The following is a 12,885-nucleotide window of genomic DNA, read 5'->3' as shown; positions in this document are numbered from 1 at the left end:
GCCCCGGGTCCTTCGCCCCCGCCGCCCCTACCCGTCCCATCCCCCAGGGGCGCTGCCCCTTCGACCCCGGGACGGACCTCTGGGGGCTGCCGCCAAGGCATCAGGGGGCGCGTCGTGCGTGGGTACGTGTCGGAGCGTCGTGGCTCGTCGCGCAGTTCCCCGCGCCCCTCAAAGGCGGCTTCCCCGCCCCCTCTCAAGTTCCGTACGGGCGCCTCTCCTTCGCCTCCCTCAGGGAGCGTCCCCACCAGGCCAGTTGGGTGAGCATGGCCTTGGCTGCCGTGTTCGGGGCGGTGGGGTCCTTGAGGTGGCCGGTGTCGTCGAAAGAGGCGTGGGCGTTGTGGAAGGAGACGGTGTCGCGGACGGTGGTGGCGTGGAGTTCGGCGAAGACCTGGCGGAGGTGTTCGGCGGCGCGGAGGCCGCCTGAGAGGCCGCCGTAGGAGACGAGGGCGACGGGTTTGGCGCGCCACTCGTGGAAGTGCCAGTCGATGAGGTTCTTCAGGGCCGCGGGGTAGGAGTGGTTGTACTCGGGGGTCAGCACGACGAACGCCTCGGCGGCGGCCAGCTTCGGGGTGATCTCGGCGAGCCGTGCCTTGGCCTCGGGCGTGGGTTCGAAGGTCGTGGGCAGGTCGGCCTCGGCGACATCCACCACATCGACCTCGAAGTCGTCGTGCTCCCGCATCCGGCCCAGCAGCCACTCGGCGATCACCGAGCCGAAACGGCCGGTGCGGTTGCTGCCGATGACCAACGTCACCCGCACGGGGTCGGACGTGGGAGCGGGGCTTACGTGTGTATCCGTGGCTGTCTTCATGTCGGCCAGCCTCGTACCTCGACCTTGATTGAGGTCAAGTCGCCCGCCCCTTCGGCTCCTCCCTCCCCCCAGTCACCCGTTCACACCCTCGCCGCCCTTCCTTCGTGCCCGCGCCCCCTCCGCAGCCGTACACGCCCCGGTGACCTGCCGAAACACTCCCACCCCACCCTTCGGCGCCCTCCCCCACGACACCCGTTCACCGTATTTCTGACGCTTCATCAGGAAGCGCTTCGGCCCATGTGCCACTTACCTCGGAAGAGCAAAGAGGACTCTCGGAGGAGCAACCACGATGCGACGTACCGCCCGGCCGCTGACCGGAACCGCGCTCGCCGTCGCCGTCCCGGCCGTAGCCGTCGCGGCCCTCGCCATCGCGCCCGCGTACGGCGGCGAGGCCGTCGGACGACTGAAACTGTCCCCCGCCGACGTCGTCCCCGGCGACGAGATCACCGTCGGCACGACGGCCTGCGGCCCGGACGGTACGGCCACGGGTGACGCCAGCGCGGTCGGGGCGGGCGCCTTCCCACTCGCGCCCGGTACCGGGCAACGGCCGGCCGGCGGGCGGTTCGAGGTACCGCCGAGCGCGCAGCCGGGGACGTACGAGATCGTCGCGACCTGCGCCGGCAGCGGCCGGCGGGTCACCGGCGACCTGGTGGTCACGCTCACCGGCACGCGCACCGGGCAGCAGCCGACGTATCCGAGGGGAAGCGTGAAGACGGGGGTCGGGGGCGCACTCGGTCCCGACCCCGTGCAGACCGCGGCAGGCGTGGCGGCCCTGGCCGTCGCCGCCGCGGGCGGTACCTGGCTCCTGCATCGCCGGGCGAGAGGCGACGGGATCTGACGGACACCCTCCGCTGTCCGTCCACCGGTACCGCCACCCCCCCTCCCCTCCGGGCCCGACGCCCCTCGGCCCGGAGGGGAGGAACGAGAGAACGAGAGAACGGGAGGAGGACCCTTGCGTCGCCTCGCCAACGCCGTCATAGCGGGCGTCACCTTGGTCTCCCTCTGTTCCGGCGCCTGGTTGCTGCGCAACGGCACCGCGTCGCACCCACCGCCGCAGCCGTCGGCCGCGCAGGCTCACATCCGGCCGAACCCGTCCGGCCCGTCCGGCCCGTCCGGCCCGTCCGGTCCGGTGGACCCGTCGCACCCGCGCCCGTCGCGCCCGTCGAGTTCCGCCGAGCCCCCCGCCGGAGCCGCCGTCCTGCCGCCCTCCCCTCCCGACCGCATCCGTATCCCCTCGATCCGCGTGGACGCCCCCCTCATGGGCCTCGGGCTCACCCCCGCCGGCAGCCTCGACGTGCCGCCCGCCGAGAAGGAGAACCTCGCCGGCTGGTACGAGGCGGGCACCACGCCCGGTGAGCGGGGGACCGCGATCGTCGCCGGTCATGTCGACAACGCCGACGGCCCCGCCGTCTTCTACGGGCTCGGCGCGCTGAAGCGGGGCGCCATCGTCGAGGTCGACCGGCGGGACGGGGGGATCGCCGTGTTCACCGTGGACGCGGTGGAGGTGTACGACGCGCGGGACTTCCCCGACGAGAAGGTGTACGGGGCGGCCCGGCGGCCGGAGTTGCGGGTCATCACCTGCGGCGGTGGGTATTCGAGGTCGACCGGCTACCAGGGGAACGTGGTCGTCTTCGCCCATCTCACGGGAAGCCGCCCCGGATGACCGGTCCCGCTCACGCCACCCACTGCTCGTACCCCATCTTCGCCACCAGCGTGAACACCACCGTCAGCAGGACGACCCGGACGAAGCCGCTCCCCTTCTTCAGCGCGGTGTGCGCGCCGACCGTCCCCCCGACCAGGTTGAACACCGCCATCAGCGCGGCCGGCTGCCGGTACACCGTGCCCTTCCAGGCGAAGGTGGCGAGGGCGCCGGCGTTGGTGCAGCAGTTGACGATCTTGGCGGTGGCGGAGGCGGTGACCAGGTCGAGGTGGAGTACGGCGGTCAGGGTGAGGACCAGGAAGGTGCCGGTGCCGGGGCCGATGAGGCCGTCGTAGAAGCCGATGCCGACGCCGGCCAGACCGATCGCGGCGAGGACGCGGCGCGCGGAGACCGGTCCGGTCGCGGGGGCCGTGCCGAAGGAGGGGCGGAGGATCACGAAGGCGCCCACGGCGAGGAGCACCACCATGACGACCGGCTTCAGTACCTCGGTGCTCAGCCCGGCGGCCACGAAGGCGCCGGCCGTCGAGCCGGCCAGCGCCGCGAGGCCGATCCGTACGGCGATCCGCACGTCCACCGGGGTGCGGCGGGCGTACGTCACCGCCGCGCCGGCCGTGCCGACGATCGCGACCGCCTTGTTGGTGCCGAGCGCGTACTGGGCGGCCGAGGCACCGTTCGGCAGGCCGAGCAGGAGGGTGGGGAGGAGCAGGAGCCCGCCGCCGCCCACCACGGCGTCGATCCAGCCCGCCGCGAGGGCGGCGAGGCAGAGGAGGACGACCATGGTCAGCGATATGTCGGGCATGATCGCGACCCTATGCGGCGGGATAGGTGTGCCGTCCACCGACCTGAGGATGTTCTGAGGTTCGGCGGGGGCCGGAAGTGACCTTCGGCGGCGAGGAGGCACCCTGTCGCCCCCCACTCGCCGTCCCGCCACGTGACCTACGGCACCGCCCCGCGGCGCACCCGCCTCGCCACGCGCCCGGCCCCGTCGTCCCGTATACGCCCGCCTCGGCCCCGTATCGCCAGGTCAGCAGCGCCCCGGGCCCGGTCCTCACACGCCACCCCGGGCTATCGGAAACCCCTCACACTCCCCCGCGGCCCACAGGGAGGGCAGCGTTCCTCGTGGGAAACAGACGTGATGCGGTCGGGTAACACCGGCACCGCACGCTCAAGGGCATGACCTCGAATGAACGTGTGGTGGTGATCGGCTCCGGCCTCGCGGGCGTACGTCTCGCCCGGCGGCTCGGAGAGCTCGGCATGCCCGCCACGCTGATCGGCGAGGAGGAGCACACACCGTACAACCGGGTGCTGCTCGCCGAGGTCCTCGCCGGTCGGTACGCACCCGAGGTCATCGCCCTGCCCGCGCCGTCCGAGCTGACGCGCGGCCGGGTGGTCCGTATCGACCGCGAGATGCGAGCCGTACATCTCGCGGACGGTGCGGTGATCGCATACGACAAGCTGGTCCTGGCGACCGGCTCGAACCCGGTGCTGCCGCCGCTGCGCGGCCTCTGGGACCCGGAGCGGCACGAGTTCCCCGACGGGGTGCACGCCTTCCGGACCATGGACGACTGCCTGGGGCTGTCGAAGGCCGTACGGCCGGGTGTGCGGGCCGTCGTCATCGGGGGCGGGCTCCTCGGGGTCTCCGCCGCCCGCGCGCTCGCCCTGCGCGGCGCCCAGGTGGTCCTCGCCCAGCAGGGCGAGCGGCTGATGGAGCGTCAACTCGACCCGTCCGCCTCGAAGTTGGTACGTCGGCATCTCACCGACCTCGGCGTCGAGGTGCACACCGAGACGCGCGTACGTGCCGTGCGCACCGTCGGCCATGCCGTACGGTCCGTGTCGATGGCCGACGGGTACACGCTCGACGCGGACCTGGTCGTCATCGCCTGCGGGGTCCACCCGCGTGCGGGTCTGGCCCAGGAGGCCGGGCTCGCCGTGCACAAGGGCGTCATCGTCGACGAGGAACTGCGCACCTCCGACCCGCACATCCACGCGATCGGCGACTGCGCCCAGTTCGAGGGCACGGTCTACGGGCTCGCCACCCCGGCGCTCGAACAGGCCGACGTACTGGCCGAGTTGCTGGCCGGGAACGCTGATTCCCCGGCCGCTCGCTACACCGGTACCCGCGCCCTGACCCGGCTGACGCTCGCCGGCCAGGACTTCCTCGATCTCGCCGCGTTCGGCGAGACCGAGCCCCGGCCCGGTGACGACGTCATCCAGCTCGCCGACGCCACCCGCGGCACCTACCGCAAGGTCGTCGTCCGCGACGACCGCCTGGTCGGCGGGGTGCTCGTCGGCGAACTCGGCACCGTCGGCGCGCTCGCCCGCGCCTGGGAGGGAGCAGAGCCGCTCCCCGACAACGGCCCGCTGCTCCACCTGCTCACCAACGATGGAGGCTCCTGAATGACCGCCGCCCTGGGGGCCACCCCCACGATCGTGCTCGTCGGCCATGGCATGGTCGGCCAGCGCTTCCTCGAAGCGCTCGCCGAGCGCGGCCTGACCGCAACGCACCGCGTGGTCGTGCTGTGCGAGGAGCCGCGCCCCGCCTACGACCGCGTCGCCCTCACCTCGTACTTCTCGGGCAAGACGCCCGAGGACCTGTCGATGACGGACATGGCGTTCATCGAGGCGCACGGCATCGAGCTGTACGTCGGCGACCCGGCGGAGACCGTCGACCGCGAGTCGAAGAAGGTCACCGCCCGCTCCGGCCAGGTCTTCGAGTACGACGTCCTCGTCCTCGCCACCGGCTCGTACCCCTTCGTGCCGCCGGTCCCGAACAAGGACGCCACGGGCTGCTTCGTCTACCGGACCATCGACGACCTGCTCGCGATCGAGGAGTACGCGAAGGAGATCGAGGTCGGTGCCGTGGTCGGCGGCGGTCTGCTCGGCCTTGAGGCCGCGGGCGCGCTGAAGGGCCTCGGGCTCACCTCGCACATCGTGGAGTTCGCGCCCCGGCTGATGCCGGTGCAGGTCGACAACGGCGGCGGCGCGGCCCTGCTGCGCACCATCGAGGACATGGGCCTCAGCGTGCACACCGGTGTGGGCACGCAGGAGATCATCACGGACGCGGCGGGCGCCGTGACCGGGATGAAGCTGTCCGACGGCTCCGAACTCGCCACCGAGATGGTGGTGTTCTCCGCCGGTGTCCGTCCCCGCGACCAGCTCGCCCGTGACTGCGGTCTGACGGTCGGCGAGCGCGGCGGCATCAGCGTCGACGAGCAGTGCCGGACCGTGAACGACCCGCATGTCTTCGCGATCGGCGAGTGCGCGCTGGCCTCCGACGGCCGGGTGTACGGCCTGGTGGCCCCCGGTTACGAGCAGGCCGAGACGGCGGCCGCGACGATCGCGGCGGACGAGGCGTCCTTCACCGGCGCCGACCTGTCCACCAAGCTGAAGCTCCTCGGCGTCGACGTCGCCTCCTTCGGTGACGCGCACGGCGCGACCGCCGACTGCCTCGACGTCGTCTACTCCGACTCCCGCTCGGGCGTCTACAAGAAGCTGGTCATCGGCCGCGACGGCGAGCTGCTCGGCGGCATCCTGGTCGGCGACGCGGACGCGTACGGCACACTGCGCGCCCTGACCGGCTCGGTGCCGCCCATCTCCCCCGAGCAGCTGGTGCTCCCGGCGGGCTCCGGCGGCGGCGCCCAGCTCGGCCCGTCCGCGCTGCCGGACGAGGCGGTCATCTGCTCCTGCCACAACGTCACCAAGGGCGCGATCCGCGGCGCGGTCACCGACCACCAGTGCGCGACCGTGCCCGAGGTAAAGAAGTGCACCAAGGCCGGCACCGGCTGCGGCTCCTGCGTCAAGGTCCTCGGCCAGCTGGTCACCTCCGAGCTGGAGGCGAACGGTGTCGTGGTCGACAAGGGCCTGTGCGGCTGCTTCGGCCAGACCCGCGAGGAGCTGTACGAGATCGTCCTCGCCCTGCGCATCAACACCTACCAGGATCTCCTCGACCGCTACGGCCGCGACGACGCCAAGGGCGGCGACGGCTGCGAGGTCTGCAAGCCCGCGGTCGCCTCGATCATCGCCTCCCTCGCCCCGACGATCGGTGTGAGCGGCTACGTCCTGGAGGGCGAGCAGGCGGCCCTCCAGGACAGCAACGACCACTTCCTGGCCAACCTCCAGAAGAACGGCTCGTACTCGGTCGTCCCGCGCATCCCCGGCGGTGAGATCACCCCCGAGGGCCTGATCGTGATCGGCGAGATCGCCCGCGACTTCGGTCTCTACACGAAGATCACCGGTGGTCAGCGCATCGACATGTTCGGTGCCCGCGTCGAGCAACTCCCGCTGATCTGGGCCCGGTTGGTGGACGCCGGCTTCGAGTCCGGGCACGCCTACGGCAAGTCGCTGCGGACGGTGAAGTCCTGCGTCGGCCAGACCTGGTGCCGCTACGGCGTCCAGGACTCGGTCCGCATGGCGATCGACCTGGAGCTGCGCTACCGGGGGCTCAGGTCGCCCCACAAGCTGAAGTCGGCGGTCTCGGGGTGCGCCCGCGAGTGCGCCGAGGCCCAGTCGAAGGACTTCGGCATCATCGCCACCTCCAACGGCTGGAACCTGTACGTCGGCGGCAACGGCGGCGCCACCCCGCGCCACGCCGACCTGCTGGCCCAGGACCTCGACGACGCCGGGCTGATCAAGCTGATCGACCGCTTCCTGATGTTCTACATCCGCACCGCGGACCGTCTGGAGCGCACGTCGACCTGGCTGGACCGGATCCCCGGCGGCCTGGACCACGTCCGTGACGTGGTCGTGGAGGACTCCCTCGGCATCTGCGAGGAGCTGGAGTCCCTGATGACGGCGCACGTCTCGAGCTACGCCGACGAGTGGGCGTCGACCATCAACGACCCCGAGAAGCTCGCCCGGTTCGTGTCCTTCGTCAACGCCCCCGACACCCCGGACCCGGTCGTCGGCTTCGTCCCCGAGCGCGACCAGATCAAGCCCGACCTGCCGCTGCTGTCCATCGGCCTGCGCCCCGGCGCCGCCGAAGAAGTCCTGGAAGGAAGCGCCCAGCGATGACCCTGGCCCCCGAGAAGACCGATGTGAAGGTCCAGCTGCGGCTGGCGGACGGCTGGTTCACGGTCTGTGACCTGACCCTGCTGACCCCGGGCCGCGGCGTGGCCGCCCTGCTCCCCGACGGCAACCAGGCCGCGCTCTTCCTCGACCGCGCGGGCAAGCTGTACGCCATCGACAACCGCGACCCCTTCGGCGGCGCCGCCGTCCTCTCCCGCGGCCTCACCGGCAGCCACCAGGGCCGCACCTTCGTCGCCTCCCCCCTGCTGAAGCAGCGCTTCGACCTGGAGAGCGGGCAGTGCCTGGACGACGAGACGGTACGGATCACGGCGTACGAGGTGCGGGCGGCGTAGTCGGTCGCAGCGCCTGTACGTCGGCGTAGGACAGGGCACTCGGGCCCGGTTCCGGATCTTGGTCCGGGGCCGGGCCCCGGTCTGTCGGACACCGGTCCGTCGGGCCCCGGTCCGTCGGGCGGCCGTCCCGGATGGCGGTCGCGGTGGTGACGGCTGCGGTGAGGGCGGTGCGGTAGAGCAGCGAGCCGAGGCTGACTCTGCGTACGCCCAGCGCGGTCAGCTCGGCGAGGGTGGGGCCGGTGGGCGTGTACAGGATGTTCAGCGGTACGACGAGGCCGGCCGTCAGCGCGGCGATCCCGTCCGGGTCCGCCAGCCCCGGCACGAACACCCCGTCCGCACCGGCCTGTTCATAGCTCGCGAGACGCGCCGCGGTCTCCTCCCGCCGGTGGCCCAGCCAGTGGGTGTCGGTACGGGCGTTCACGAACAGCCCGGGCACCGCCGCCTTCACGGCGGCGATCTTCGCCGCGTGCGACTCCACAGGGGCGAGCGTGCCGTCGGGGCGGCCGTCCTCAAGGTTGATCCCGGCCGCGCCCGCCTCGTACAACTGCCGGGCCAGCGCGGCCACTTCCGCCGGGTCGTCGCTGAACCCGCCTTCGGCGTCGACGGTGAACAGGAACGAGCCCTGTCCGAGCCGCCGGGCCAGCGCCACGGTCGCCTCGGCGGTGACACCGGCCCCGTCCGGCAGCCCGACCGCGGCGGCCACGCCCAGGCTGGTCGTACCGATGGCCGGGAAGCCGTGCGCCGCCAGCGCGGCCGCGGAGGCGTGGTCCCAGGCGTTGGGCAGCAGCAGTGGCGTGGACTGGTGGTGCAGGCGGGCGAAGGGGGTCAGCGGGCGCCGGAGCAGGCCCTCGGCCAGCGCGAGCGCGTGGTGCCGGCCGGGGCAGACGCGGGGCGGGGCGCCGAAGGTGAGGGGTACCGGGTGCGCGCGGTTGGCGGTCGCGAGATCGAGGATCACCGCGTCGCCCTCACGGATCTCCCGGCCCGCGACCCGGGTGGCCCTCGCGGCGACTCGCCGCATGACCCGTACCGGGGGTGTGTCGCGGAGGAGGCGGGGCAGCCGTGCGGCGTGGCTGCCGACGGCTTCGGCGGTCTCGACCAGCGTGGCTGTGGCTTCGCAGGCCTGTACGAGGAGGGCGATGCGGTTGGCGGTGGCTTCCAGGGAGGCCAGGGAGACTTCGGAGGCTTCGGAGGCTTCGGAGGCTTCGGAGGTGGGGCGCGGCGGTGCCAGTCTCGCCACCAGCCGGGCGACCGCGGCGTCCGCCGCCGGGTCGCCGCCGCCGAAGTACGCTCCGGCGATCACGATCACGTCCTCCGCGACCGCTTCCGGCTCGGGCATCCCCAGCGCCGCGGCGAGGGTACGTACGACTCGCGTCCGGACCTCGCCCGTCGGCGCCGTGGCCGCCGCCTGCCACAGGGCGGCGGGCTCAAGCCGGGCGAGTTCCGCCTCGACGAGGGCCCGTCGGCGCCGGTGCGGCTCCCCGGAGCTGAACCGGGCCGCGGTGGCGCGCAACCAGGCGACGCTCGCGCCGGCGGCCGGACCGTCGTCCCAGGCTGCCGGTTCCGGGACGAGCGCCGGGTCGGCGAGCGCGGCCCGCACGTCCGCGTAGCGGTCGAACTCATGCGTGGTGGTCGTCACGGTCGCGGTCTCGGTGTGCGGCGTGCGCGTCATGGACCCGATCCTGGGGCCGGAACAGTTCGGCGCGGCCCGAACCGTGCCTGCGGCATCATGGCCGTATGTCGCCGCTCGCCGAGACCGCCGGTCTGCTCGCCGACCGCACCCGGGCCGCCTTCTGCCTGGCCCTGCTGGACGGCCGCGCCTGGACCGCGGGCGAACTCGCCCGGCGCGCCGAGGTGCGGGCGTCCACCGCGAGCGAGCAGCTCACCCGGCTCGTGGAGGGCGGCCTGCTGACGGAGGAGCGCCAGGGCCGGCACCGCTACGTCCGCCTCGCCGGCCCGGAGGCGGCCGCCCTGATCGAGGCCCTCGCCTCGTACGCCCCGGACGCCACCCGCCCCCGTAACCTGAGCCACTCGGTACGGCTGAGCGCCGAGGCCAGGGCCCGTACGTGCTACGACCATCTGGCGGGGCGGCTGGGCGTGGCCCTGGCCGACGCGATGCTCGGCCGGAGCCTGGTCGCCGACGACGCGGGGCTCGCCGTCACCCCGGCGGGCCGCATCTGGCTGGCCGACACCCTTGACTACCGGCACCCCGAGAGCACCCGCCGGCCCTTGGTGCGGAGCTGCCTGGACTGGACGGAACGCCGCCCTCATCTGGCCGGAGCACTCGGAGCGGCCCTGTGCGCCGCGGCGCTGGAGCGGGGGTGGGTGCGCCGGGTCGGCTCCGGACGCGCGGTGAAGGTGACCCCGGTGGGGAGCGAGGCGTTCCGGGAACTGCTGGGGATGGAGGCCGTGGTCGGCTGAGATCCGTTCGCCGGAAATCCGCTGGGAGCGTTGTCGGGGGTGCCCCTACTGTGGCGCGGTGATGAACTCAGGTGATCGTTCTCGGACGACTCAGATGGCTCAGATGACGCAGATGACGCAGATGACGCAGATCGCTCACATCGCTGAGATCGCTCAGGTGACCAGGTGACTCAGGTGACTCAGGTGATCGTTCTCAATGGTGGTTCCAGCTCGGGGAAGTCCGGGATCGTGCGGTGTCTGCAGGCGGTCCTGCCGGATCCGTGGCTGGCCTTCGGGACCGACACGCTGGTGGAGGCGATGCCCGCGTCGATGCGGACGTCGGATGCCGGAATCGAGTTCGCGCCGGACGGCGAGGTGATCGTCGGGCCCGAGTTCAGGACGCTGGAAGCGGCCTGGATCGAGGGAATCGCCGCGATGGCCCGCGCGGGCGCCCGGATCATCGTCGACGAGGTCTTCCTCGGTGGCGGGGACTCGCAGCGGAGGTGGCAGAAGGCCCTGGGGGACATGCCGGTGCTGTGGGTCGGCGTCCGGTGCGACGGCGCGATCGCCGCGGGCCGTGAGATCGCCCGGGGAGACCGGGTCATCGGGATGGCCGCGTCCCAGGCCGACACCGTCCACCGGGACATGGTCTACGACCTGGAGGTGGACACCGCGCACACGGAGTCGATGGAGTGTGCGCGGGCCATCGCCGCGCGGGTCGGCCGGCACCTTCGGTGATTCACGTCTTCAGCTGGTCGTACGTGACCCCGGTGAGCTGCTCCGAGGCGGCCCAAAGGCGTTCGCCTGCCTGGTCGTCGAGGGTCCAGGGGGCTCGCCTGGACGGGCCGGGGGTGCCGCGCCACATGGCGAAGGCGGGGCCGATGAAGGAGTCGGGGCGTACGTCGGGCGCGGTGGCGGCGTACAGGGTGGGCAGGGCGCCCGATTCGGCGGACTGGGCGAACAGTCGGTTGCCGACGCGCATGAAGCGTTCGACGCCCTTGCGGCCCTCCGCGCTGGGCCCTGCGGTCTGGAGGTTCGTCGCCGCGTAGCCGGGGTGCGCGGCCGCCGCGACGACGTCCGAGCCGCCCGTTGTCAGCCGCCGGGCCAGCTCGTGGGTGAAGAGCAGGTTGGCCGTCTTGGAGCGGCCGTATGCGAGCCAACGACCGTACTTGCGCCCGGTGTTGAGGTCGTCGATGTCGATGTTCGCCCGCATGTGCATACCGCTGGAGACGGTCACGACACGGGCGCCGGGCGTAGCGAGGAGGGTCGGCAGCAGCAGTCCGGTGAGCGCGAAGTGGCCGAGGTGGTTGGTCCCGAACTGCGTCTCGAAGCCGTCGGCCGTGCGGCCCTGTGCCACGGCCATCACACCCGCGTTGTTGACGAGCAGATCCAGCCGGTCGTTCGCCCGCTCATACGTCTGCGCGAACTCCCGTACGGACCCGAGGTCCCCGAGGTCGAGCCGTATCAACTCCACGCTGCCGTCCGGGACTTCCGAACTCATCCGCTTCAGCGCCGCCGCGCCCCGCCCCTCGCTCCGACAGGCGAGCACCACATGGGCCCCGCGGCGGGCGAGTTCACGGGCGGCGACATACCCGATCCCGCTGTTCGCACCGGTCACGACAGCGACACGGCCGCTCTGATCGGGGATGTCGCGCGCTTTCCAGCCCGTCATGACGCCACCTTCTCTCCCCGAGGCAGGGACGGTTTCAGCGTACGACAGTTGTCCGTGGGCGGGTGGGGGCCGGTCGGGCGGTTCCCTCTCTACGAGGACCAGTCGCGCCCTCGCCTGCGGCACTTCGGCCTGACGGTCCACCATGTGGCCACCGGCACGGACGGGCTGAGAGGTCCGCACGGCGATGTCGTCCTGCTGGACCTCGGTCTGCCGGACATGGACGGAATCGACGTCTGCCGCGGCATCCGCCGGACCTCCGACGTCCCCATCATCATCCTCAGCGCGCGCGGCGAGGAGGCCGACCGCGTACTGGGCCTGGAACTGGGCGCCGACGACTATCTGGCGAAACCATTCAGCATCCGTGAACTGGTGGCCCGGATACGGGCAGTGTCGCGACGTCATCAGCGGCCGGGGGTCGCGGTGGGGATTGGGGCTGGGGCTGGGGTTGGGGCTGGGGTCGGAGCCGGGATCGGGGATGGAGTCGACCCGCACGCTCCCCACGTGCTGTCCGCGCGGGAGCAGACCGCCCCGGCTGGAGGCGCCGACGCGAGCGCCGGCGCCGGCACCGAGTACAGCTGGTCGACCGCGTACGAGACGCCCGCGCACGGGACACCGGGGTTACGACGCGGCCGCCCAGACCATCGAACTCGCCTACGACGACTCGCTGGTCACCAGCGGCACCGCCCCGCTCACCGGCGTCGACAACGTCACGGGCACCTCCTCCGGCGACCTGTTCGTCGCCGAGGACGGCGGCAACCTGGAGATCTGCGTCATCACCCCGGACGACGTCATAGCCCCCTTCCTCCGCGTCAACGGCCGGCCCGCCTCGGAGATCACCGGCCCCGCCTTCTCCCCGGACGGCCGCCGCCTGTACTTCTCCAGCCGGCGGGGCACCAGCGGCAGTTCGTCGGGCGGCATCACGTACGAGGTGACGGGCCCGTTCCGGAACCAAATATAGGAACCCATAACCCAATTCCGCTCGACCGTTCGA

General features: G+C 72.3%; 11 protein-coding genes and 1 pseudogene. 8 read left to right on the top strand and 4 right to left on the bottom strand.

All coding sequences use genetic code 11. The features are described 5' to 3' along the window. Positions 1-193: 193 nt before the first annotated feature. Positions 194-808 (bottom strand): NADPH-dependent FMN reductase, encoded by a 615-nt coding sequence (locus I8N67_RS10265; protein WP_200302405.1) that lies wholly within the window; start codon positions 806-808, stop codon positions 194-196. Positions 809-1,097: 289 nt separating this feature from the next. On the opposite strand from I8N67_RS10265, the gene I8N67_RS10260 reads away from it, so the two are divergent. After that, positions 1,098-1,646: a GVDTG sorting domain-containing protein gene (locus tag I8N67_RS10260; protein ID WP_200302403.1), complete on the top strand. Its 549-nt coding sequence runs from the start codon at positions 1,098-1,100 to the stop codon at positions 1,644-1,646. Positions 1,647-1,760: 114 nt separating this feature from the next. Continuing rightward, the gene (locus I8N67_RS10255) at positions 1,761-2,471 is read left to right on the top strand and encodes a class F sortase (RefSeq protein WP_200302401.1); all 711 of its coding nucleotides are present in this window, start codon (positions 1,761-1,763) and stop codon (positions 2,469-2,471) included. A 10-nt stretch (positions 2,472-2,481) separates the two neighbouring features. Here the strand turns inward: I8N67_RS10255 and I8N67_RS10250 are convergent, their stop codons facing one another. Next, positions 2,482-3,267, bottom strand: coding sequence for a sulfite exporter TauE/SafE family protein (locus tag I8N67_RS10250; RefSeq protein ID WP_200302399.1), 786 nt, complete (start codon positions 3,265-3,267; stop codon positions 2,482-2,484). A gap of 374 nt (positions 3,268-3,641) precedes the next feature. Between I8N67_RS10250 and I8N67_RS10245 the strand changes: the two genes are divergently transcribed. From I8N67_RS10245 to nirD, 3 genes are read left to right on the top strand one after another with little or no spacing between them, the layout of a single operon-like run. Continuing rightward, positions 3,642-4,865, top strand: a complete 1,224-nt coding sequence (locus tag I8N67_RS10245; RefSeq protein ID WP_200302397.1) for an NAD(P)/FAD-dependent oxidoreductase — start codon at positions 3,642-3,644, stop codon at positions 4,863-4,865. Beyond that, positions 4,866-7,478: a nitrite reductase large subunit NirB gene (nirB, locus tag I8N67_RS10240; protein ID WP_200302395.1), complete on the top strand. Its 2,613-nt coding sequence runs from the start codon at positions 4,866-4,868 to the stop codon at positions 7,476-7,478. Further along, positions 7,475-7,825 (top strand): nitrite reductase small subunit NirD, encoded by a 351-nt coding sequence (gene nirD, locus I8N67_RS10235; protein ID WP_200302394.1) that lies wholly within the window; start codon positions 7,475-7,477, stop codon positions 7,823-7,825. Before nirB ends, nirD begins: the two co-directional genes overlap by 4 nt. Here the strand turns inward: nirD and I8N67_RS10230 are convergent. After that, complete coding sequence (locus tag I8N67_RS10230; protein WP_200302392.1) at positions 7,797-9,494, bottom strand: isocitrate lyase/phosphoenolpyruvate mutase family protein; 1,698 nt, start codon at positions 9,492-9,494, stop codon at positions 7,797-7,799. The genes nirD and I8N67_RS10230 overlap by 29 nt on opposite strands. A gap of 65 nt (positions 9,495-9,559) precedes the next feature. Between I8N67_RS10230 and I8N67_RS10225 the strand changes: the two genes are divergently transcribed. Further along, positions 9,560-10,243, top strand: a complete 684-nt coding sequence (locus tag I8N67_RS10225) for an ArsR/SmtB family transcription factor (protein WP_200302390.1) — start codon at positions 9,560-9,562, stop codon at positions 10,241-10,243. A 174-nt stretch (positions 10,244-10,417) separates the two neighbouring features. Continuing rightward, complete coding sequence (gene cpt, locus I8N67_RS10220; protein ID WP_307835204.1) at positions 10,418-10,960, top strand: chloramphenicol phosphotransferase CPT; 543 nt, start codon at positions 10,418-10,420, stop codon at positions 10,958-10,960. Position 10,961: 1 nt separating this feature from the next. On the opposite strand, the gene I8N67_RS10215 is transcribed toward cpt, so the two are convergent. Beyond that, complete coding sequence (locus I8N67_RS10215; RefSeq protein WP_200302388.1) at positions 10,962-11,894, bottom strand: oxidoreductase; 933 nt, start codon at positions 11,892-11,894, stop codon at positions 10,962-10,964. Between the two features lie 114 nt (positions 11,895-12,008). Between I8N67_RS10215 and I8N67_RS44580 the strand changes: the two are divergent. Then, positions 12,009-12,840, top strand: a pseudogene (locus I8N67_RS44580) (response regulator transcription factor); the annotation flags it as partial. Between the last annotated feature and the right edge of the window lie 45 nt (positions 12,841-12,885).

The organism is Streptomyces adelaidensis, from assembly GCF_016598475.1.
Taxonomy (GTDB): Bacteria; Actinomycetota; Actinomycetes; order Streptomycetales; family Streptomycetaceae; genus Streptomyces; species Streptomyces adelaidensis.
This window is presented reverse-complemented; position numbering and strand designations above follow the sequence as displayed.